The organism is Streptomyces sp. NPDC051133 (genome assembly GCF_040682635.1).
Classification (GTDB): domain Bacteria; phylum Actinomycetota; class Actinomycetes; order Streptomycetales; family Streptomycetaceae; genus Streptomyces.
This window is the reverse complement of sequence record NZ_JBFBBK010000055.1, coordinates 35,601-56,361: the sequence shown is the minus strand read 5'-3', so window position 1 is coordinate 56,361 and position 20,761 is coordinate 35,601. Positions and strand designations below refer to the sequence as shown.

The 20,761-nt window shown below is 71.9% G+C and carries 17 protein-coding genes; 7 read left to right on the top strand and 10 right to left on the bottom strand.

Annotated features, from left to right (window positions below; genetic code table 11):
* Positions 1 to 122 precede the first annotated feature (122 nt).
* The 3 genes from AB0N17_RS37395 to AB0N17_RS37385 all read right to left on the bottom strand — a co-directional run bounded on the left by AB0N17_RS37395 (position 123) and on the right by AB0N17_RS37385 (position 3,623).
* Positions 123 to 2,066, bottom strand: coding sequence for a S53 family peptidase (locus AB0N17_RS37395; RefSeq protein WP_366016113.1), 1,944 nt, complete (start codon positions 2,064 to 2,066; stop codon positions 123 to 125).
* Positions 2,067 to 2,298: 232 nt separating this feature from the next.
* Entirely contained in the window at positions 2,299 to 2,934 is a 636-nt protein-coding gene (locus AB0N17_RS37390; RefSeq protein ID WP_366016112.1) for a DUF305 domain-containing protein, read from the bottom strand.
* Positions 2,931 to 3,623, bottom strand: coding sequence for a DUF3105 domain-containing protein (locus tag AB0N17_RS37385; protein ID WP_366016110.1), 693 nt, complete (start codon positions 3,621 to 3,623; stop codon positions 2,931 to 2,933). Before AB0N17_RS37385 ends, AB0N17_RS37390 begins: the two co-directional genes overlap by 4 nt.
* Positions 3,624 to 3,755: 132 nt before the next feature.
* On the opposite strand from AB0N17_RS37385, the gene AB0N17_RS37380 reads away from it, so the two are divergent.
* Positions 3,756 to 4,199 (top strand): Rrf2 family transcriptional regulator, encoded by a 444-nt coding sequence (locus AB0N17_RS37380; protein ID WP_366016108.1) that lies wholly within the window; start codon positions 3,756 to 3,758, stop codon positions 4,197 to 4,199.
* A 135-nt stretch (positions 4,200 to 4,334) separates the two neighbouring features.
* On the opposite strand, the gene AB0N17_RS37375 is transcribed toward AB0N17_RS37380, so the two are convergent.
* Positions 4,335 to 5,519 (bottom strand): globin domain-containing protein, encoded by a 1,185-nt coding sequence (locus AB0N17_RS37375; protein WP_366016107.1) that lies wholly within the window; start codon positions 5,517 to 5,519, stop codon positions 4,335 to 4,337.
* 306 nt (positions 5,520 to 5,825) lie between these two features.
* On the opposite strand from AB0N17_RS37375, the gene AB0N17_RS37370 reads away from it, so the two are divergent.
* Both AB0N17_RS37370 and AB0N17_RS37365 read left to right on the top strand, forming a co-directional pair.
* A complete protein-coding gene (locus AB0N17_RS37370; RefSeq protein ID WP_366016106.1) occupies positions 5,826 to 7,187 on the top strand; it encodes a glutamine synthetase family protein in 1,362 nt (453 codons plus the stop codon).
* Positions 7,188 to 7,469: 282 nt separating this feature from the next.
* Positions 7,470 to 7,709 carry a chaplin gene (locus tag AB0N17_RS37365; protein WP_366016105.1) on the top strand — a complete coding sequence of 80 codons (240 nt, stop codon included), beginning with the start codon at positions 7,470 to 7,472 and terminating at the stop codon, positions 7,707 to 7,709.
* Between the two features lie 147 nt (positions 7,710 to 7,856).
* On the opposite strand, the gene AB0N17_RS37360 is transcribed toward AB0N17_RS37365, so the two are convergent.
* Complete coding sequence (locus AB0N17_RS37360) at positions 7,857 to 8,216, bottom strand: ANTAR domain-containing protein (protein WP_366016104.1); 360 nt, start codon at positions 8,214 to 8,216, stop codon at positions 7,857 to 7,859.
* Between the two features lie 151 nt (positions 8,217 to 8,367).
* Between AB0N17_RS37360 and AB0N17_RS37355 the strand changes: the two genes are divergently transcribed.
* Positions 8,368 to 9,759, top strand: coding sequence for an MFS transporter (locus tag AB0N17_RS37355; protein ID WP_366016103.1), 1,392 nt, complete (start codon positions 8,368 to 8,370; stop codon positions 9,757 to 9,759).
* A gap of 63 nt (positions 9,760 to 9,822) precedes the next feature.
* On the opposite strand, the gene AB0N17_RS37350 is transcribed toward AB0N17_RS37355, so the two are convergent.
* From AB0N17_RS37350 to AB0N17_RS37340, 3 genes are read right to left on the bottom strand one after another with little or no spacing between them, the layout of a single operon-like run.
* The gene (locus AB0N17_RS37350; protein ID WP_366016102.1) at positions 9,823 to 10,842 is read right to left on the bottom strand and encodes a TolB-like translocation protein; all 1,020 of its coding nucleotides are present in this window, start codon (positions 10,840 to 10,842) and stop codon (positions 9,823 to 9,825) included.
* Positions 10,839 to 12,098 carry an MFS transporter gene (locus tag AB0N17_RS37345; RefSeq protein ID WP_366016101.1) on the bottom strand — a complete coding sequence of 420 codons (1,260 nt, stop codon included), beginning with the start codon at positions 12,096 to 12,098 and terminating at the stop codon, positions 10,839 to 10,841. Before AB0N17_RS37345 ends, AB0N17_RS37350 begins: the two co-directional genes overlap by 4 nt.
* Before the next feature lies 1 nt (position 12,099).
* Positions 12,100 to 12,987 (bottom strand): alkaline phosphatase family protein, encoded by an 888-nt coding sequence (locus tag AB0N17_RS37340; RefSeq protein ID WP_366016100.1) that lies wholly within the window; start codon positions 12,985 to 12,987, stop codon positions 12,100 to 12,102.
* A 130-nt stretch (positions 12,988 to 13,117) separates the two neighbouring features.
* Between AB0N17_RS37340 and AB0N17_RS37335 the strand changes: the two genes are divergently transcribed.
* Positions 13,118 to 14,083: a DUF72 domain-containing protein gene (locus AB0N17_RS37335; protein ID WP_366016099.1), complete on the top strand. Its 966-nt coding sequence runs from the start codon at positions 13,118 to 13,120 to the stop codon at positions 14,081 to 14,083.
* An 18-nt stretch (positions 14,084 to 14,101) separates the two neighbouring features.
* Positions 14,102 to 17,101: a bifunctional [glutamine synthetase] adenylyltransferase/[glutamine synthetase]-adenylyl-L-tyrosine phosphorylase gene (locus AB0N17_RS37330; RefSeq protein ID WP_366016098.1), complete on the top strand. Its 3,000-nt coding sequence runs from the start codon at positions 14,102 to 14,104 to the stop codon at positions 17,099 to 17,101.
* On the opposite strand, the gene AB0N17_RS37325 is transcribed toward AB0N17_RS37330, so the two are convergent.
* Together AB0N17_RS37325 and AB0N17_RS37320 are read right to left on the bottom strand one after the other, a co-directional pair.
* Positions 17,083 to 17,943: a phosphatase PAP2 family protein gene (locus AB0N17_RS37325; RefSeq protein WP_366016097.1), complete on the bottom strand. Its 861-nt coding sequence runs from the start codon at positions 17,941 to 17,943 to the stop codon at positions 17,083 to 17,085. The genes AB0N17_RS37330 and AB0N17_RS37325 overlap by 19 nt on opposite strands.
* A 68-nt stretch (positions 17,944 to 18,011) precedes the next feature.
* Positions 18,012 to 19,046 carry a LacI family DNA-binding transcriptional regulator gene (locus AB0N17_RS37320; protein ID WP_366016096.1) on the bottom strand — a complete coding sequence of 345 codons (1,035 nt, stop codon included), beginning with the start codon at positions 19,044 to 19,046 and terminating at the stop codon, positions 18,012 to 18,014.
* A 342-nt stretch (positions 19,047 to 19,388) separates the two neighbouring features.
* Here AB0N17_RS37320 and AB0N17_RS37315 point away from each other — a divergent pair, with 342 nt between their 5' ends.
* Positions 19,389 to 20,663 (top strand): extracellular solute-binding protein, encoded by a 1,275-nt coding sequence (locus tag AB0N17_RS37315; RefSeq protein ID WP_366016095.1) that lies wholly within the window; start codon positions 19,389 to 19,391, stop codon positions 20,661 to 20,663.
* The last annotated feature ends 98 nt before the right edge of the window (positions 20,664 to 20,761 follow it).

Sequence of the window (20,761 nt, the reverse complement as noted above, 5' to 3'; positions counted from 1 at the left end):
TGGGGGGGGGGGGTGGGGGGGGGGGGGGGGGGTGGGCTTGGGGGGGCGGGTTTTTTTTGGGAACGTGGGGGTGGTGGGGGGGGGGGCCCCCCCCCCCCCCGCCCCCGATCTTCAGCGGAGCGTCAGTGCTTCTTCGCGTACGACGCCACGTAGCCGTCCGCCGGCGAGCCGACACCCGTCACGTCGTCGTAGCCCTTCACCGCGGACAGCGAGCTGTCCTTGCCGAGGCTGCGGACCGAGGTCAGCAGGCCGCCGGAGGCGTCGAGGCCGTTGGCGAAGTCCACGCGGGCGACCGCCAGGCCGGAGCCCGTCGGGTTGTCCGTGACGTCGTGGAAGACGCCCTTCTTGCCGTACTTGGCGTAGATGGCCGGGTTGGCGAAACCGAGCGCCTTGCCGCCCTGCGCCTCCTGCGCCAGGGCCTGGACCGCCGCGATGACCGGAGCGGCCAGCGAGGTGCCGCCGATGCGGTACTCGCTGTACTTCTCCGAGCCGTCGGGGAAGGTCTGGGTCTGGCCCACCAGGAAGCCGGTGTTCGGGTCGGCGATCGCCGAGATGTCCGGGACGACGCGGTTGCCGGCGGCGTTGTTGGCCTTGGCGAGCGCGTCGGGGACGATGCCCTTCTGGTAGTACGGCTGGGCGACCGTCTTGCTGGTGCCGCCGCCCGCGCCCGAGGTGAAGGCGCCGGGGAAGTTGGTCCAGCTCTTGCCGTCGGCCGACAGCGAGGCCTTCTCGGTGCCCCAGCCGGTCTCCCACTCGTACGAGTCACCCTTGCCGACCGCCAGCGACGTACCGCCGACCGCGGTCACCCAGGCGGAGTTGGCCGGGGTGTCGACCTGCTTCACCTTGGTGTGGGCGACCTCGTCGCCGTTGTCACCGGAGGAGAAGTAGAAGCCGATGCCCTGCACCGCGCCCAGCTGGAACACCTGGTCGTAGGCGGCCGCGAGGTCCGGGGTCTGGTTGGCCTCGATGTCGCCCCAGGAGTTGGAGACGATGTCGGCCAGGTGGCTGTCGACGACCTTGCTGAGCGAGTCGAGCAGGTCGTCGTCGTAGCAGGAGGCCGCACCGACGTACGTGACGTCGGCGTCCGGGGCGACGGCGTGCACGGCCTGGACGTCGAGGGTCTCCTCGCCGTACCAGCCGGCCGCGCCGCACTCCTCGGTCTTGGTGTAGTTCTTCGGCAGCGACTGGTGCAGCTGGCCGGTCTTCCAGGCCGCGTCACCGTGCTTCACCGCGTACGTGCCCGCGTCGTAGGCGATCGTCGGCGACGCGTAGGCGTCGGTGATGGCGATCCGGACGCCCTTGCCGGTGTAGGAGCCCGCGCCGTAGGCGGCGCGCAGCTGCTTGCCGGTGTACCCCTTGATCGCGTACGGGATCTTGTGGCCGTACGCGTCGGGCAGGGTGCTCGCGGTGTTCGAGCCGTAGTACGAGGAAAACGGCCCGGCGTTCTTGAACACGGCGTCCGGCGGCGGCAGCTGGTCGTCGTGGTTGGCCTTGTGCGGGGCGTTGTCCAGACCGGTGACGGTCAGGACGGCGCCTTTCAGGCCGGCCGGGACGGAGGCCGTCTGCGCCGGGGCGCGGTAGGTCTTCGAGCCCTTGGCGAAGTTGTGCAGCTGGGTGCCGAACGCCTTCTCGGCGGCGGCGACGTCACCGGAGACGGCGACGTAGTGCGTGGTGACCTCGGTGACCCGCAGACCGGCCGACTTCAGCCAGGTCTTGACGGCGGCCACCTGGGCCTTGGTGGCCCCGAAGCGGGCCTGCGCCTTCTTGGCGCTCAGATACTTGCCGTACAGCGGCGAGCTGGGGTCGGACACGGCCTTGGCGTAGGCGGCGAGGCCCGCCGCGTCCTTGCCGGCCAGGTAGACCCGGGCGTTCATCTGGGCGCCGTTCGAGGTCGCGCCCTTGTCCGCCTTGGCCGTGGCCCAGAGCGGCTTGGTGCCCTTCAGTGCGTCTCGTGCGGGGCTGTCCGCAGCATGTGCCGCGGGTATGCCCAGCGCCAGCGCGCCGGCGATCATGGGCAGTGTCGCTGCCATGCTCACAGCGCGCAGCTTGGCGCGGTTGGATCTCATAGAACCCCCTGCGATGCGGTTCGCATGCATGTAGTGGCTGGTACGTCATGCGTCCGCGCGCCGGCCCGCGGCGGTTCGGCCGGCGAATGGATCACACGATGGGGTCACTCTTGCGATGAACCGTTCATGCCAGGGGAAGGTAAAGGTCAAGAGAAGCTCAAGTGCCCGTCATGTGGGGCGAATTGCGCCTTTCGTGCCTCACGGTTGGGTAACGGAACGATCGGGCGGCTGTTCATGGACGCGGCGCCGCTCCCCGCTCCTTGAGCATGCCCGCCATCACCTGGAGCTCCGACTGCTGCGCGTCGACCATGCCCCGCGCGAGCCTCTTCTCCACGCCCACGGTGCACTTGGCGGCACAGCCCTCGGCCATGTGGATGCCGCCCTTGTGATGGTCCGTCATCAGCTGGAGGTAGAGCACCTCGGCCTGCTTGCCGTTGAGCGTCCGGAGCTTGTTCAGCTCCGTGTTCGTCGCCATCCCCGGCATCAGCGAGCCGTCCCCGCGCTCGGGCATGTCACCCATGCCCATCCAGGCCATCGGCGGCTTCGCCGACACCTTCGGCAGCCCCCACAGGTCCAGCCAGCCCAGCAGCATGCCGCGCTGGTTGGCCTGCGTCTGCGCGATGTCGTAGGCGAGCCGCCGCACTTCCTCGTTCTTCGTGCGGTCCCGGATGATGTACGACATCTCGACGGCCTGCTGGTGGTGCACGGCCATGTCCCGCGCGAAGCCGGCGTCCGCCGACTCCGCGGCCGGCACCCTCGGCTCCGGCGCCGTGCCGGAGTCCTCGGCGACCGCGTACGTGATCGCGCCGGCCGCGACGAGCGCCGCCGCCGCGGGCCCCGCGATCCAGCCGATGTACCGCCGCCTCACTTCATGACCCCGCCGGTGCAGGAGGCGCCCGGCTCGGGCGTCTGTGCGCCCTGGACGTAGGTGGTGAAGAACTTGTTCACCTCGGGATCGCTCGCGCTCTTCACCGCCACCTGGTGACCCCAGGCCGACAGGATCAGCGGGGCGGCCTGGTTCTCGTACGGGCTCATCAGCGAGTACGGCGTCTGCTTGACCTTCGCCGCGAGCGCGTCCACGTCGGCCTTGCTCGCCTTGGCGGTGTACGTCACCCAGACCGCGCCGTGCTCCAGCGCGTGCACGGCGTTCTCGTCCTGCACCGGCTGGGTGTAGACGTCGCCGTTGCAGTCCAGCCAGACGGGGTTGTGGTTGCCGCCGACCGGCGGATGCATCGGGTACGACACCTTGGTCGCCACGTGCGTCCGCGTCAGCTTCCCGCTCCAGGTCCGCACCCCGTCCTTGCCGGTGACCCAGTGCCCGGAGTCACCGGAGCCCTTGTTGTCGCCACCGCCGCTCTTGGCGCTCGCCGTCGAGTCCTTCTTGCCGGACTGGGAGTGCACGAGGACAACACCGCCGACGACGAGACCGGCGACCACCACGACGCTGGCGGCGATGGTGAGCACGCGGTTGCGGCGCTCGCGGGCGCGCTCGGCGCGCCGCATCTCCTCGACGCGTGCCGAGCGCGACGCGGTGCTGCTGTTCCTGACGGAGCCCATGAGGTGTCCTTCTGGGGAAAAGGGCCGACAACGGTGAAGGGTGGGGCGCGCCGATCCTAGTGGGGATGCGGTTGCCTTCCGTAGGACCGCCGATAATTTGAACCCAGGATGCCGATTATCTAGGCTCGTGGTATGCGGCTTCTGCGCTCCACCGACCTCGCCCTGCGGATCCTCATGCGGCTCGCCGTGACCGGGTCCGCGAACCCCACGACCCGGCGGGTCGCGGAGGACATGGACGTGGCCTACACGCATGCCGCGAAGGTCGTCGCCGAACTGCAGCACCTCGGCCTGGTCGACGCCCGCCGCGGGCGGGGCGGTGGCCTGGCCCTCACCGAGCGGGGCCGTGCCGCGTCGGTCGGGTCGGTGGTGCGCACATTCGAGGGCGACGGCGACGTGGTCGACTGCGAGGGCCCGACCCCCTGTCCGCTGAACACCGGCTGCCGCCTGCGCGGCGCCCTGCGCCGGGCCCAGGAGGCGTTCTACGCCACGCTCGACCCGATCACGGTCTCCGACATCGTCGCCGACCCGACCGGCCCGCTGCTGCTGGGCATCTCCCGCGGCCCGCAGGCCGATTGACGCCGTCGCGCGTCTTCGGGGCCCGTTCCGGGTCTTCGAGGTGCATGCCGCTCCGGGGGGCCGCCTCGGAGACGGACGACGGCCGCCCGTCGCTCGGTGCGCGACGGGCGGCCCTGTACGTCCCCGGTGGCCTGCTCAGCCCTGGGCCAGCCACAGGTCCGGGCCGAAGACCTCGTAGTGGATGTCGGCCGGGGCCACGCCCTTCTCGATCAGCTGGGCGCGCACGGCGCGCATGAAGGGCAGCGGGCCGCACAGGTACGCGCGCGTGCCGGCCGGTACGGCGATGCCGGTCAGGTCGACCAGGCCGCTGCGGGCGCCGGGCCCGGCGTCGCGCTCGTAGAAGAAGTGCACGGACGACTCCGGCAGCTTCTCCGCGTACGCCGCGTGGTCGGCGCGCAGGGCGTGGTCGGCGGGGGAGCGGTCGCCGTGCACCACGGTGACCGGAGCGCCGTGGCCGTCGCCCGCGAGCGCGGCCAGCATCGCCACCATCGGGGTCACGCCGATGCCCGCGGAGGCGAGCAGCACGGGCCGGCCGGCGATGTCGTCCAGGACCAGGTCGCCGTACGGCTCCGACAGCTGCAGGACGTCGCCCTCGCGCACGTGCGCGTGGAGGTGGTCGGAGACCTCGCCGTCGGGCGCCGCACCGCCGTGCACCCGCTTGACGCTGAACTGGCGCACCGACTCGCCCTGCGCCCCGGACAGGCTGTACTGCCGGATCTGCCGGGCGCCGTCGGCCAGCTCGACGCCCACGGAGACGTACTGACCCGCGCGGAAGTCGCGCACCGGGCCGCCGTCCGCGGGCCGCACCCGGAAGGTGACGACGTCCGCGGTCTCCTCGACCCGGCCGACGACCTCCCAGGCGCGCGGCTCGCGGCTGCCGCTCTCCTCGTACAGGCGCTTCTCGATGGCGATGAGCGCGTGGGCCATCAGCCAGTAGACCTCGTCCCAGGCGGCGGCGACCTCGGGCGTGACGGCCTCGCCGAGGACCTCGACGATGGCGGCGAAGAGGTGCTCGTGGACGACGTCGTACTGCTCGGGCGCGACGCCCAGCGAGGCGTGCTTGTGGGCGATCCGGCCCAGCATCGCGTCCGGCCGCTGCTCCGGGTGCTCCAGCAGGTGCGTGGCGAAGGCGGCGATGGAACCGGCCAGCGCCTGCTTCTGGGCGCCGGAGGCCTGGTTGCCGCGGTTGAACAGGTTCCGCAGCAGCTCGGGGTGGGCGGCGAAGAGCTGGGCGTAGAACCGCTCGGTGATCTCGCCGATGGCCGCACCGACGGCGGGGAGGGTGGCGCGGACGGTGGCTGCGGACCGCTCGGACAGCATCGGGACTCCTTGCAACTCGACTGATCGAAACGGTAGGAAAACTTGCATCTGAGATGCAAATTAAATGGGCGTGGCGTCCCTCACGCCGGGTACCGGACCGGCCATTACGGATGTCGGTCCGAGCAGGCAAGATGGGCGACAGAGCAGTACACCTGCCGTACGAGAGGCGTTCAGGCCGAGGACGCTCGGGCGATCAAGGTCCGCAACGCGCATGAAATGGTGTTGTGGTGGGATGCTCAGGTGCCCGACCACTTCCTGAGGGACCGGGGACAGGCGGCCTGACCAGCAAGGATGGGGAAGCGGAAGATGGACAAGCAGCAGGAGTTCGTGCTCCGGACCTTGGAGGAGCGCGACATCCGGTTCGTACGGCTGTGGTTCACGGACGTGCTGGGCTTCCTCAAGTCCGTCGCCGTGGCCCCCGCCGAGCTGGAGCAGGCCTTCGACGAGGGCATCGGATTCGACGGCTCCGCCATCGAGGGATTCGCCCGCGTCTACGAGTCCGACATGATCGCCAAGCCGGACCCCTCCACCTTCCAGGTCCTGCCGTGGCGCGCGGAGACCCCCGGCACCGCCCGCATGTTCTGCGACATCCTCATGCCGGACGGCTCCCCGTCCTTCGCCGACCCGCGCTACGTCCTCAAGCGCGCCCTCGCCCGCACCTCCGACCTGGGCTTCACCTTCTACACCCACCCCGAGATCGAGTTCTTCCTGCTGAAGGACCGCCCCCTCGACGGCACCCGCCCCGTCCCGGCCGACAACTCGGGCTACTTCGACCACACCCCGACCAACGTCGGCATGGACTTCCGCCGCCAGGCGATCACGATGCTGGAGTCGATGGGCATCTCGGTGGAGTTCTCCCACCACGAGGGCGCCCCCGGCCAGCAGGAGATCGACCTGCGCTACGCCGACGCCCTCTCGACGGCCGACAACATCATGACGTTCCGCCTGGTCATGAAGCAGGTCGCGCTGGAGCAGGGGGTGCACGCCACCTTCATGCCGAAGCCTTTCTCCGAGCACCCGGGCTCCGGCATGCACACGCACCTCTCGCTCTTCGAGGGCGACCGCAACGCGTTCTACGAGTCGGGCGCGGAGTACCAGCTCTCCAAGGTCGGCCGCTCCTTCATCGCGGGCCTGCTGAAGCACGCGGCGGAGATCTCGGCGGTCACCAACCAGTGGGTGAACTCCTACAAGCGCATCTGGGGCGGCTCCGAGCGCACGGCGGGCGCGGGCGGCGAGGCCCCGTCGTACATCTGCTGGGGCCACAACAACCGCAGCGCCCTGGTCCGCGTCCCGATGTACAAGCCCGGCAAGACCGGCTCCGCGCGCGTGGAGGTCCGCTCCCTGGACTCGGGCGCCAACCCGTACCTGGCCTACGCCCTCCTGCTGGCCGCCGGCCTGAAGGGCATCGAGGAGGGGTACGAACTCCCGCCGGGCGCCGAGGACGACGTCTGGGCGCTGTCCAACGCCGAGCGCCGCGCGATGGGCATCGAGCCCCTCCCGCAGAACCTCGGCGAGGCCCTGACCCTCATGGAGAGCAGCGACCTGGTCGCCGAGACCCTCGGCGAACACGTCTTCGACTTCTTCCTGCGCAACAAGAAGAGCGAGTGGGAGGAGTACCGCTCCGAGGTCACCGCGTTCGAGCTGCGCAAGAACCTTCCTGTGCTGTAGTCGCAGGTCGGACAGGTACGAAGCTCCACCCATCCCGTGTGGCCGGCCGCTTGCAGCGGTCGGCCACACGGCGTCTGGGCCCCGGCGCGAGTGCGCGGCCGGGCGCTGCTCCGGTTGGCGGGCGGCGGTGCCGAGCAGCCGGGTGAACCTCCGTGTCCGAGCGAGCGGCGGCCTGTCGCGAGGGGAAGTCGTCCGGGCGGGCTGGGCTCCTCTCGCCGGGACGGCGCTCCGGGAGCCGCCCGAGACGAACCCTCGCCTGTTCGCACGCAAAGAAAGCGAGTCATGATCGCTATGAAGAAGATGCTTGCGGTTGCCGCCGCTGCCTGTGCCGTCGTCCTGAGCGGAGGGGGCCTCGCTGCCGCTGACGCCGGCGCCCAGGGCTCCTCAAGCGGTTCCCCCGGGGTGCTCTCCGGCAACACGATCCAGATCCCGCTCCACGTCCCGGTCAACGCGTGCGGCGACAGCGTCGACGTCATCGCCCTGCTCAACCCCGCCTTCGCCAGCACCTGCGGCAACGGCTGATCCGACCGGACAGGTCGCACGGGGCCCACAGGGCCTTGGTGCGTCCGAAGGAGCGTGGGCGGCCGGACTTCCCTTCCCGGCCGCCCACAGCCGGTGGGCCGCCGGGCATCCCGTTGTCACAGGCCTCGGGGGAAGGACACGTGCGTCTCATACGGCCGCGGCGGCGGGCGGCTGCTGTGTCCCGGGGGTCGCTCTCGCCTTGTTCAGCTCGCCGGCCAGGCAGACGCGGATGCCGTAGGGCAGTTCGCCGCTCGGTGCCCAGTCCACGACGGCCTCGGCGAGCGTGCACAGGGCGATGTCGGTCTGGTGGGACACGTCCTTCAGGACGGCGAAGCCCTGCTCCGGTGTCAGTCCTCCCAGCGCCATCACGATGCCCACGGCCTGGTCGATCACGGCATGCGACCAGACGGCCTCGCGGAGCTGGTCGATCTCGTCCCGCAGCTCAGTGCCGCTGCCGGCGCGATCGTCGAGTTCCGGCAGGCTGCGACCGTGACGCCGGTGATCCACACCGCCTCCCGACCCCGGGCTCCGACCGCCACCTCACCGAGGGGCGAGTCCATGAGTGCCTCTGCGAGCCAGCCTATGTTTCACCGATCCGGAGGCGGTCGGTCGGCCGTGCCGTACGGCCGCGCGGCGCGAGGGTGCGGTAGGACGGGGTATGCATGCCTCGGTCCCGGACGGGCGGACAGAGCGGCGCCGGCGGCGTACGGCACCGCTGCCGGCCGTGTGCGCCGGGTACTTCATGGTCATCCTGGACGTCACGATCATCAATGTCGCCGTGCCCGCCGTGGGCCGGGACCTGTCGGCCTCGCTCACCGGCATCCAGTGGATCACGGACGGGTACACGCTGGTCTTCGCCGGGTTCCTGATGACCGGCGGGGCGCTCGGCGACCGGCTGGGCAACCGGCGCGTCTTCTGCGCCGGCGTCGCGGTGTTCACGGCGGCCTCGGCCGCCTGCGCCTTCGCGCCGACCGCCGGCTTCCTCCTCGCGGCCCGGCTGGTGGAGGGGCTCGGCGCGGCACTGATCGTCCCCGGCTCCCTCGCCCTGCTGCGGGAGGCCTACCCGGCGCCCGCGGCACGCTCGCGCGCCTTCGGGCTGTGGGGGTCGATGGCGGGCATCGCGGCCTCGGCCGGGCCGCTGCTGGGCGGGCTGCTGGTGTCGACGGTGGGCTGGCGCTGGGTCTTCCTCATCAATCTGCCCGTCGGCGCGGTCTGCCTGCTGCTGACGTCGCGGTACGTCGCGCCCTCGCCGCGCCACGCGGACCGGGCCCTGGACGCGCCGGCGCAAGTCGCCGTGGTCACGGCGGCGGCCCTGCTGACCGGCGCGCTGAACGAGGCCGGACGGCGGGGCTGGACCGATCCCGCCGTGCTCGCCGGGCTGGGCCTGGCCGCGCTGGCCGTGGTGGCGTTCCTGGTCCGCGAGCGGCTCGCCCGGGCCCCCGCCCTCCCGCTGCGGCTGCTGCGCTCACGCGCGATGAGCGGCGCGGCGGCCGTCGGTCTGCTCTTCAACTTCGCCTTCTACGGCATGGTGTTCACCGCCAGCCTGTACTTCCAGCACCAGCGGGGCTTCAGCGCCCTCAGGACCGGGCTGGCCCTGTTCCCGGCGGTGGCGATGACCATGTTCGCCTCCGTCCTGTCCGGACGGCTGTCCCGCCGCACCGGTGACCGTCCGCTGGTGGTCTGCGGGATGCTCCTCGGCGCCCTCGGGCTGGCCGGCTGGGCCGCGGCGGGCGCCGATCCCGCCTATCCGCTGCTGGTGGCCCCGATGATGGCCACCGGGTTCGGTACGTCGTTCGCCCTCACCGGCTCGACCGCCACCGTGATGGGCGCCGCGCCCCCGGCGTACGCGGGTGCCGCCTCCGCCCTGTTCAACACCACCCGCCAGATCGGCAGCGCCACCGGCGTGGCACTCGGCGGCAGCCTGCTGGCCACCGGCGCCGACTACGGCACCGGACTGCGCACCGGCATGGCGATCGGCGCCCTCGCCTACCTGACCGCGGCGGCCCTGGCCTGGCGGTGCGTGCCGGCCAGGGCGGACGCGCCGGGCTGAGCGGACGCGTCGGGCTGAGCGGACGCGTCGGGCTGAGCGGACGCGTCGGGCTGAGCGGGCCCGCTACCCGAGGTACGCCGGCGACACCGCGGCCGTGCTGATCCGCCGGGCCCGGCCCGAGCCGTCGGCCGGGACCTGGTAGAGGTCGGCGCCGTAGTCGCCCGGCAGCGCGTACACGAGTGTGCGGGCGTCCCGCCAGACCACTTGGTCGTCCACGCTGCGCGACTCGGCGAGCGCGGTCTCCCGCCGCGTCCGCAGGTCGAGCACGTACAGATGCCAGGGAGCGTCCTTGGGCAGCCCCGCGACCCGTTTCTTGTAGGCGATCCGCGTGCCGTCGGGGGACAGCGAGGGGCACTCGACGTTCTCGTGGACGGTGGTGACCGTACGGGCCCGCAGGTCGCCCCGGATCAGATACGTGCGGCCCTTCGTCGCCATGGTGGCGTAGAACGTGCGGTCGTCCGCCGCGAACGTCACGCCCCAGAAGTTCACGTCCGCCGCCCGGTACGGACGCCCGTCCTTGACGATCCGGAAAACCTCCAGGGACGGGATCAGCGCACCGCTGCGGGTGTCCACGATCGCCGCGCGCGTGGAGAAGTCCGTCCCGGCGTACGAGTCACCGCCCACGAACGCCGTCCAGGCGGCGAAGTGCCCGGTGGGGGAGACCCGCGCGCGGGAGGGGATGCCGGGGACGCCGTAGCGGTGCAGGGTGTGCAGGCGCGTGTCCAGGACCAGCGCGCGGTAGGTGTCCGAGACCGGGCCGTGCACGGCCTGCAGGCACACCCCGGTGCCCGAGGCGGCGTAGAACCGCAGGCACTTCACACCGGAGGCGGTACGCGGACCGGACGGGTCGTCTGCCGGTACGGCCGTCAGCTCGTCCCGGTGCGGGCCCCAGGCCATGTTCCGGAACACCATGCGCCCGTGCCCGGCCAGGGTCACCGTGCCCGCCGTGACCTCGGGGCCGCCCGCCTGCGTGTGGTCACGGCGGGCGGCCCGCGCCGAGGCGTGCAGCACGGACGCCAGCCCGACCGCCGCCAGCACGGCGACCGCCGCGACCAGGATCAGGACGCGGGAGCGTACGGTCATGCGGGCACCGTCCCCTTCGGGCGCAGGGTCAGGGAGAACGCGGCGCACGCGGCCAGCGCCACCGTCGCCCCGGCGAGCGCCTCCCGGTCGCCCCACACGGTCCAGGCCGCACCGAACAGCAGCGAGCAGGCGAACCGGGCCAGCGCCTGCCCGGTCTGCACGAGGGCCAGCCCCGACGAGCGCAGCGCCTCCGGCACCCCCTCCGAGGCGGCGGCCATCAGCACTCCGTCGGTGGCCGCGTAGAAGGCGCCGTGCAGGGCGAGCACGACGAACGGCAGCCCGGTCCCGTGCCAGGAGGTGAGCAGCAGCGCGTACGCCAGCAGCAGCGCCGCGTGCCCGCCCAGGAAGACCGTCCACCGCCCCGTCCGGTCCGCGAGCCGGCCGAGCGGCACCGCCAGCAGCAGGAACGCGGCGGCGGTGCCGAGCGGCAGCAGCGCGAACCACCGGTCGGGCACCCCGAGGCGCCGCTGGAGCAGCAGGTACACGAACGAATCGCTCACCGTCGCCAGCCCCAGCAGCAGGGCGCACACACTGACCCGGCGCAGCGCGCGGCCCCGCAGCAGGCCGACCGCACCGCGCAGGCTCGGCCGCTCGGCCGGTACCGCGCCGGCCCTGCCTCCCGGCACGAACAGCACCAGCACCAGGACGCCCAGCACGGCCACACAGAAGCTCACGGTGAACACGGCGTCGTAGCCGTCCACCGTGGCCCGCAGGATCAGGAACGCCGCCAGCGGCCCGAGCAGGGCCCCGGCCGTGTCCATCGCCCGGTGCACCCCGAAGGCCCGGCCACGGTTCTCCGGAGTGCTCGACAGGGAGATCAACGCGTCCCGGGGAGCCGTCCTGAGCCCCTTGCCGGTCCGGTCGGCGGCGAGCACGAGACCGATCGGCGTCAGCGAGTGCGCCACCAGCAGCAGCGGCTTGCACACGGCCGAGACCGCGTACCCGAACCCGGCGACCCACTTGTGCCGGCCGCCGCCCCGGTCGGCGAAGTGCCCGCCGACCAGCCGGACGAGCGCCGAGAAACCGTTGTAGACGCCGTCCAGCAGCCCGAAGCCCAGCGGGGACAGTCCGAGCCCGGTGACCAGGTACAACGGCAGCACGGCCGTGACCATCTCGGAGGACACGTCCGTCACCAGGCTGACCGTTCCCAGCGCGAGCACGGTCGGGGCGATCGCGGCACGGCGCCGCCCGGCCACTGGCCGGACGGCACCGTCCGCGGACGCCCGCGTACTCGCGCGGCTGTCCGCTACGTACACGTCAGGACGCCCAGACGCCGGTGATGTCGTGCGCGGAGGCCGCGTTGCCCGCGTGGGTGCTCAGGCCCTGGGTGTCCTCCAGGGTGCGCAGCAGGTCGTAGTGGTTGTACGTGGTCGACGAGCTGGACCCGGCGGTCACGGGCTGTCCGTAGAGCACGGTCGGGATCCGGTTGCCGCTCAGCCGGTTGTCCTCGTCGAAGGTGACGACGAGCAGGCTGTTGTGGGTCTTGGCCCAGGTGGCGTACGCCCCCAGGTTGTTCTTCAGCCAGGTGTCACCGGTGGACACCGAGCAGTCGTGCATGTCGCTGCACAGGTTGGGGACCACGTACGACATCTGAGGCAGCGTCGAGTAGTCCGTGGGGAACTGCGCGAAGGTCTTCGCGCTGGAGGTGGGCACGTTGCCGAAGCCGAACCACGGGTTGTGCTTCTGCGCGTACTTGCCGCTGCTGCAGGTCGTCGAACCCTGGCTGGGCAGCGACTCGTTGTAGCTGGCCCAGCTGCGGCCGGCGGCGATGACCTCGGACGCCAGGTTCGCGGCCGAGGAGAAGCCCGGCGTCACACAGCTGTCGTCCGTGATGCCCTGGGTGGAGCCCGAGAACATCGCGTAGTAGTTCGGCTGGCTCGGGTGGGTCTCGGCGTACGACTGGCTCAGGTTGGCGCCCCCCGACTTCAGGGAGTTGATGTAGGGCGCGCTGGAGGAGCCGATGACCTGGCTGTAGGCATGGTTCTCGAAGACCACGACGACCACGTGGTCCGGGCTCGGCACGGCGCCCGCGGCGTGCGCGGACTCACTGCCGAGCCCGGTCCACAGCCCGACCGCGGCGGCGGCGAACGCCGTCGTGGACGCCACGACGGTACGGGCACGACGGAACACGGAACTGCCGGACACATCAACCTCCGAGTGGGGGCGGGACGGGGCTGGCGGTGCGGACAGAGCATGCACACGCCAACATTCCCGCGGCCCACGACGGTCAACCTCGCGGGTGAAGACCCGATGAACGACGGGTACTTGCGCCCCCATGGCAGAGATTCTGGTGGGCACCTGCGGCTGGACCGACCGGGGCGACTGGTACCCGCCCGGCCACCGCACCCCCGAGGCCCGCCTGCGCCACTACGCGACCCGCTTCCCCCTGGTGGAGGCCGACTCCCCGTACTACGCCCTGCCCGGCGAGCGCACCGTCGACCTCTGGGCCCGACGCACCCCGGCCGGCTTCCGCTTCGACATCAAGGCCTTCTCCCTCCTCACCGGCCACCCCACCCGCCCCGCCGCGCTCCCGCCGGACCTGCGCGCACACCCCCGCGACGACACCCTGCGCCAGGAGATCTGGACCCGCTACGCCCGCGCCCTCACCCCCCTGCGCAGCTCCGGCCGCCTCGGCACCCTCCTCTTCCAGTTCCCGCCGTCCCTCGCCCCCGGCCCCGCCGCCGAGGCCTTCGTCCGCACGGCCCGGGAACGCGCCCGCGACTGGCCGTTCGCCGTGGAGTTCCGCGACCCCGCCTGGTGGCACCCCGGCCAGGCCCCCCGCACGACCGCCTTCCTCACCGACCTGGCCGCCACCGCCGTAGCGGTGGACACCCCGCAGGGCCTGCCGTCCTCGCTGCCGCCCGTCACCCCCGTGACCACCCCTCACCTGTCGCTGATCCGCTTCCACGGCCGCAGCCCGCACTGGGGCACGGGCAGCAAGGAGGACCGCTTCCGTCACCCGTACACCCCCGCGGAACTGACCGAATGGCTCCCGCGCATCCACGCCCTGGCGGCGGCCACGGACGAGGTCCACGTCCTGTTCAACACCTGCTGCGGCGACGCGGCGCCCCGGGCGGCACAGACGATGCAGAACCTGCTGACAGCGACGGTGCCGCGACCACGGCCACCCACGGCGGAAGCGGGCCGGTGCGCCTGCGGCGGCCGGTGCGGGGGCGTGCCCGGTGCCTGTGGCGGTCCCCGTGGCGCCACTGCGGATAGGCTCTGGCCAGGACAACCTTGATCCGAGGGGAGACCACGGATGACGCCGGGCCGCAGAAGCAGCACCTTCACCCGTCTGCTGCGGCACGGCTTCACGGACCCCTCCGCCGCCGAACGCCTCCTGGACGGCCCCGAGCTGGCGCCCGTCCGCGACGACCCCGTCCTCCTGGAGGCCCTCGGCGCCACCGCCGACCCCGATCTCGCCCTGCACGGCCTGGTCCGCCTCCTGGAGGCCCAGCCCGCCGCCACCGCCCACCGCGAGCTGCTGGACACCCTCATCGCGGCCAAGCCCCTCCGTGACCGGCTCCTCGGTGTCCTCGGCGCCTCCTCCGCCCTCGCCGACCACCTCGCCCGCCACCCCAGCGACTGGCAGGCCCTGGTCACCTACGAGCCCCGGGACCTGCACCCCGGGGTGGAGGAGTTCGAGCGGGGCCTGGCCGAGGCCACCGACCCCGTCTCCCTCCGTGTGGCCTACCGCCGCTGTCTGCTGTCCATCGCCGCCCGCGACGTCTGCGGCACGACGGGCGTCGCCGACACCGCCGCCGAGCTGGCCGACCTCGCCACGGCCACGCTCCGCGCGGCCCTCGCCCTGGCGCGGGACGCCGCCCCCGACGACGCGGCGGCCTGCCGCCTCGCCGTGATCGGGATGGGCAAGTGCGGGGGCCACGAGCTGAACTACGTCTCGGACGTGGACGTGATCTTCGTGGCGGAGGCGGCCGAGGGCACCACCGAGCCCAAGGCCCTCGCCGCCGCGTCCCGACTCGCCTCGCACCTCATGCGGATCTGCTCCGAGACCACGGTCGAGGGCTCCATCTGGCCGGTGGACGCCAACCTCCGCCCCGAGGGCCGCAACGGCCCCCTGGTCCGCACCCTCTCCTCCCACCTCGCCTACTACCAGCGCTGGGCGAAGACCTGGGAGTTCCAGGCCCTTCTCAAGGCCCGCCCGGTGGCCGGCGACGCGGCCCTCGGCCAGGCGTACGTCGACGCGCTCGAACCCATGGTCTGGAAGGCGGCCGAGCGCGAGAACTTCGTCGCCGACGTCCAGAAGATGCGCCGCCGCGTCGTCGAGAACATCCCCGCGTCCGAGATCGACAGAGAGCTGAAACTCGGCCCCGGCGGTCTGCGCGACGTCGAATTCGCCGTCCAGCTCATGCAGTTGGTGCACGGACGCGCCGACCGGACCCTGCGCAGCGGCACCACCCTGAAGGCTTTGCAGGCCCTGGCCGCCGGCGGCTACGTGGGCCGTGAGGACGCCGCCCGCCTGGACGAGGCGTACCGCTTCCTGCGCTCCATGGAGCACCGCATCCAGCTCTACCGGCTGCGCCGCACCCACCTCGTCCCCGAGGCGGAGGCGGACCTGCGCCGCCTGGGCCGCTCCCTCGGCCTGCGCACGGACCCGGAGACCACGCTGCAGCGCGAGTGGAAACGGCACACCGGCGTCGTCCGCAGGCTGCACGAGAAGATCTTCTACCGCCCGCTGCTCGACGCCGTCGCGCAGCTCGCCCCCGGCGAGACCCGCCTCAGCGCCGAGGCGGCCCGCGAGCGCCTGGTCGCCCTCGGCTACGCCGACCCGGCGTCCGCCCTGCGCCACCTGGAGGCCCTCGCGTCCGGCGTGACCCGCAAGGCGGCGATCCAGCGCACCCTGCTGCCCGTCCTGCTCGGCTGGTTCGCCGACTCCGCGGACCCGGACGCGGGCCTGCTGAACTTCCGCAAGGTCTCCGACGCGCTCGGCAAGACCCCCTGGTACCTCAGGCTGCTCCGGGACGAGGGCGCGGCGGCCGAGAACCTGGCCCGCGTCCTGTCGGCGGGCCGCCTCGCCCCTGACCTCCTCATGCGCGCCCCCGAGGCGGTCGCGCTGCTGGGCGACGGCGACGGCGGCGGCCTGGGGCCACGCGAGCGCGCACCCCTCGAACAGGAGATCCTGGCCGCCGTGGGCCGCGCCGAGAACGCCGAGCAGGGCGTCACCGCGGCCCGTGGCGTGCGCCGCCGCGAGCTGTTCCGCACCGCCGCCGCCGACATCGTCGGCTCCTACGGCACCGAGACCGGCGCGGCCGAGGCCGACCAGGGCGCGCTGGTGGACCAGGTCGGCGCGGCCGTCTCGGACCTGACCGCCGCCACCCTCGCCGGCACCCTGCGCGCGGTGGTGCGGGACGGCTGGGGCGACACCCTGCCGACCCGGTTCGCGATCATAGGGATGGGCCGGTTCGGCGGCCACGAACTGGGCTACGGCTCAGACGCGGACGTCCTCTTCGTACACGAACCGCAGGACGGCGTGGACGAGCACGAGGCCGCCGCGGCCGCCAACAAGGTCGTCGCCGAGATGCGCCGCCTGCTGCAGCGGCCCAGCGCGGACCCGCCCCTGCTGATCGACGCCGACCTGCGCCCGGAGGGCAAGTCGGGCCCCCTGGTGCGCACCCTGAAGTCGTACGAGGCCTACTACCGGCGCTGGTCCCTGGTGTGGGAGTCACAGGCGCTGCTGCGGGCGGAGCCGGTCGCCGGGGACGAGGACCTCGCGCGCCGCTTCGTCGACCTCGTCGACCCCCTGCGCTACCCGCACAAGGGCCTCACCGAGGACGCCGTCCGCGAGATCCGCAGGCTGAAGGCCCGCATGGAGTCCGAGCGGCTCCCGCGCGGCGCCGACCCCCGCCTGCACACCAAGCTCGGGCCCGGCGGCCTGTCCGACGTGGAGTGGACGGTCCAGCTGCTCCAGCTGCGCCACGGCCGGCACCACCCCGGCCTGCGCACCACCCGGACCCGCGAGGCCCTGGCCGCCGCCCGCGAGGCGGGCCTGCTGACGCCGGAGGACACCGAGACCCTGGACGAGGCCTGGGTGCTCGCGACCCGGGTGCGCAACGCGGTCATGCTGGTCCGCGGGCGGGCCGGGGACACCTTCCCGACCGAGCCCCGCGAGCTGGCCGCCGTCGGCCGCTACCTCGGCTACGGCTCCGGGCACGCCGGGGACATGCTGGACGCGTACCGCCGGACCACCCGCCGGGCGCGCACGGTGGTGGAGGAGCTGTTCTACGGCGACGGGGCGTGAGCCGGCGCGGCCGGCCGCGCCGGCGCCGGCCGCGGCAGCGCGTGCGGCAGCGCGCCGTACCAGAACCGGGCCAGCGAGAAGCCGAAGCCCAGGCAGAGCATGCCGCCCGCGGCGTCCAGCCAGAAGTGGTTGGCGGTGGCAACGATCACCAGGAGGGTCGTCGCCGGATAGAGCAGACCGAGCACCCGCACCCACGGCACCGACGCCAGCGCGAAGACCGTCAGGCCGCACCACAGCGACCAGCCGATGTGCATCGACGGCATCGCCGCGTACTGGTTCGACATGTGCTTCAGATCGCCGGAGGCCATCGAGCCCCAGGTGTGGTGCACCGTCACGGTGTCCACGAAGTGGCCCCCTCGCATCAACCGAGGCGGTGCGAGCGGAAACAGATAGTAACCGAGCAGGGCCACACCCGTGGTGGCGAACAGCACCAGCCGGGCCGCCGCGTAGCGGCCGGGATGCCACCGGTAGAGCCACACCAGAACGCCGATCGTGATGATGAAGTGCAGCGTGGCGTAGTAGTAGTTCATCCCGATGATCAGCCAATTCGCCGAGTTCACCGCGTGGTTGACCGACTGTTCGACGGCGATGCCCAGCCGGTGCTCGACGGTCCAGATCCAGTCCGCGTTGCGCAGCGCCTTGCCCTTCTGCTCCGGGACGGCGTTGCGGATCAGTGAGTACGTCCAGTAACTCACCGCGATCAGAAGGATCTCGAACCAGAGCCGGGGCCGGCGCGGGCGGCGCAGCCCGGCCGCCAGCCCCCTTCTGTGCCCGCCCGTGACGGCCTTCGGAACGGCCACCTTCTCGCGACCTTCCGGATCTGTCACGGTCGAGTCACTCATAGGCACGCAGTCTGCCAGAAAAGGCTTGCTCGACCGATCATCCCAAGGTTGGGTCCGGGACGCACCCGCTACGACGTACGGAGGACATTCGGTGCCGAAGCGGTCGATCCCCGCACCACCAGCTCCGGCATGAACACGAACTCGCTGTGCGGCGCGGGCGTCCCGCCGATCTCCTCCAGCAGCGTGCGCACCGCGGCCTGCCCCATGGCCGGCACCGGCTTGCGGACCGTGGTCAGCGGCGGGTCGGTGAAGGCGATCAGCGGCGAGTCGTCGAAGCCGACCACCGAGACGTCCCGGGGCACTTCCAGACCGCGCTGCCGGGCCGCCCGTATCGCCCCCAGGGCCATCATGTCGCTGGCGCACACCACGGCCGTGCAGTCCCGGTCGATCAGCGCCGTAGCCGCCGCCTGACCGCCCTCCAGCGTGTACAGCGAGTGCTGGACCAGCTCGGTCTCGACGGTCTCGGCGCTCAGTCCCAGCTGGTCCTGCATCGCCCGCACGAAGCCCTCGATCTTGCGCTGGACCGGCACGAACCGCTTCGGCCCGAGCGCCAGCCCGATCCGGGTGTGGCCCAGCGACACCAGGTGCGTCACCGCGAGCGTCGTCGCGGCCCGGTCGTCGGGGGAGATGAACGGCGCCTGCACCTTCGGCGAGAACCCGTCCACCAGCACGAACGGCACGCCCTGCGCCCGCAGCCGCTCGTAGCGCTGCATGTCGGCGGTGGTGTCCGCGTGCAGCCCGGAGACATAGATGATCCCGGCGACCCCCCGGTCCACCAGCATCTCGGTCAGCTCGTCCTCGGTCGACCCGCCCGGCGTCTGCGTGGCGAGCACCGGCGTGTAGCCCTGGCGGGTCAGCGCCTGGCCGATGACCTGGGCAAGAGCCGGGAATATCGGGTTCTCCAGCTCCGGCGTGATCAGGCCCACCAGGCCCTCGCTGCGCTGCCGCAGCCGTACCGGGCGCTCGTAGCCGAGCACGTCCAGCGCGGCGAGCACGGACTGGCGGGTGGTGGCGGCGACGCCCGGCTTCCCGTTGAGGACCCGGCTGACGGTCGCTTCGCTCACCCCCGCCTGCGCAGCGATGTCCGCAAGCCGTGTGGTCACGGCACTGGACTGTACCGGTCGTATGTCGCCTTGCACACCGATGGGACGCCGTGCACGAGCGGCCGGACGGCCCGCCCTGGGTTGCTGCCTCATCGGGCTCCCTCGAAATGGTGACGGCAAGAACTTGCAGAGTCTTGCACACGCCTCGTCCGTCCGTTGAGCGGTAACGGCGAGGTAACCATCGTGTTCCCTTGCACTTTTTTTCTGCAAGGTCTTTCGCAACGCTTACAACGCTGTTACGTTCCTGGTCGCCCGGCCGCCGCAACGGCGCTGTCGGCAAGACCGCAGGGACGGCGGACGGGACCGCCCCTGCACAGCGGGCTTAACCCTCAAGGAGAACTCATGCGGCGTGGCATAGCGGCCTCCGCGCTCGTGGCGTCCCTCGCCCTCACGGCGACGGCGTGCGGCGGGAGCGACAGCGACAGCGGCAAGGCCGACGGCCCGGTCACCCTGACCTGGTGGGACACCTCCAACGCCACGAACGAGGCGCCGACGTACAAGGCCCTGGTCCAGCAGTTCGAGGCTGCCAACAAGAACATCAAGGTCAAGTACGTCAACGTCCCCTTCGACCAGGCGCAGAACAAGTTCGACACCGCCGCCGGCTCCAAGGGCGCCCCGGACATCCTGCGCTCCGAGGTCGGCTGGACCCCGGCCTTCGCCAAGAAGGGCTACTTCCTGCCGCTGGACGGCACCGAGGCCCTCGCCGACCAGGCGAAGTTCCAGCCGAACCTGATCAAGCAGGCCCAGTACCAGGGCAAGACCTACGGCGTGCCGCTGGTCACCGACACCCTCGCCCTCGTCTACAACAAGGCCCTGTTCAAGAAGGCCGGCATCACCGAGGCCCCCAAGACCTGGGACGAGCTGAAGGCGGACGCCGCCAAGATCGACAGCAAGGACAAGGTGTACGGCTACTGGGGCTCCACCCAGGCCTACTACGCCCAGACCTTCCTCTACGGCGAGGGCACCGACACCGTCGACGCCGGCGCCAAGAAGATCACCGTCGACTCGGCCGCCGCCAAGAAGGCCTACGGCACCTGGCAGAGCACCTTCTCCGGCCAGGGCCTGCACAAGGCCGACACCACCGCCGACGCCTACGCCCACATCCAGGACGCGTTCGTCAACGGCAAGGTCGCCTCGATCATCCAGGGTCCCTGGGAGATCACGAACTTCTACAAGGGCAGCGCCTTCAAGGACAAGTCGAACCTCGGCATCGCCACCGTCCCGGCCGGCTCCACCGGCAAGGCGGGCGCCCCGACCGGCGGCCACAACCTCTCGGTCTACGCCGGCTCCGACAAGGCCCACCAGGACGCGGCGCTGAAGTTCGTCAAGTTCATGACCTCGGCGTCCTCCCAGGAGGCCATCGCCCTGAAGAACTCCACCCTGCCCACCCGCTCCGACGCCTACACCGACAAGGTCAAGGCCGACCCGGGCATCGCCGGCTACCAGGGCGTCCTGAACGCCGCCCAGCCCCGCCCGGCCCTGCCCGAGTACAGCTCGCTGTGGGGTCCGCTCGACACCGAGCTGCCCAAGATCGCCGGCGGCAAGGAGTCGCTGGACAAGGGCCTGAGCAACGCCGAGGTGGCCATCGCCAAGCTGGTGCCCGACTTCAGCAAGTGAGCCCGCGTGGCCGTCGGATCCTCCCTGTACGCGAAGTCCCTGTACAAGAGGGGGGAAGGATCCGGCGGCCACCGCCCTGTGCCCAGCCCAACTCCTGA

Coding starts and splice junctions, on each gene's coding strand:
- AB0N17_RS37395 (WP_366016113.1), bottom strand. CDS start 2,066: ATGAGATCCAACCGCGCCAAGCTGCGCGCTGTGAGCATGGCAGCGACA.
- AB0N17_RS37385 (WP_366016110.1), bottom strand. CDS start 3,623: ATGGGCTCCGTCAGGAACAGCAGCACCGCGTCGCGCTCGGCACGCGTC.
- AB0N17_RS37380 (WP_366016108.1), top strand. CDS start 3,756: ATGCGGCTTCTGCGCTCCACCGACCTCGCCCTGCGGATCCTCATGCGG.
- AB0N17_RS37375 (WP_366016107.1), bottom strand. CDS start 5,519: ATGCTGTCCGAGCGGTCCGCAGCCACCGTCCGCGCCACCCTCCCCGCC.
- AB0N17_RS37370 (WP_366016106.1), top strand. CDS start 5,826: ATGGACAAGCAGCAGGAGTTCGTGCTCCGGACCTTGGAGGAGCGCGAC.
- AB0N17_RS37365 (WP_366016105.1), top strand. CDS start 7,470: ATGATCGCTATGAAGAAGATGCTTGCGGTTGCCGCCGCTGCCTGTGCC.
- AB0N17_RS37355 (WP_366016103.1), top strand. CDS start 8,368: ATGCATGCCTCGGTCCCGGACGGGCGGACAGAGCGGCGCCGGCGGCGT.
- AB0N17_RS37350 (WP_366016102.1), bottom strand. CDS start 10,842: ATGACCGTACGCTCCCGCGTCCTGATCCTGGTCGCGGCGGTCGCCGTG.
- AB0N17_RS37335 (WP_366016099.1), top strand. CDS start 13,118: ATGGCAGAGATTCTGGTGGGCACCTGCGGCTGGACCGACCGGGGCGAC.
- AB0N17_RS37330 (WP_366016098.1), top strand. CDS start 14,102: ATGACGCCGGGCCGCAGAAGCAGCACCTTCACCCGTCTGCTGCGGCAC.
- AB0N17_RS37325 (WP_366016097.1), bottom strand. CDS start 17,943: ATGAGTGACTCGACCGTGACAGATCCGGAAGGTCGCGAGAAGGTGGCC.
- AB0N17_RS37315 (WP_366016095.1), top strand. CDS start 19,389: ATGCGGCGTGGCATAGCGGCCTCCGCGCTCGTGGCGTCCCTCGCCCTC.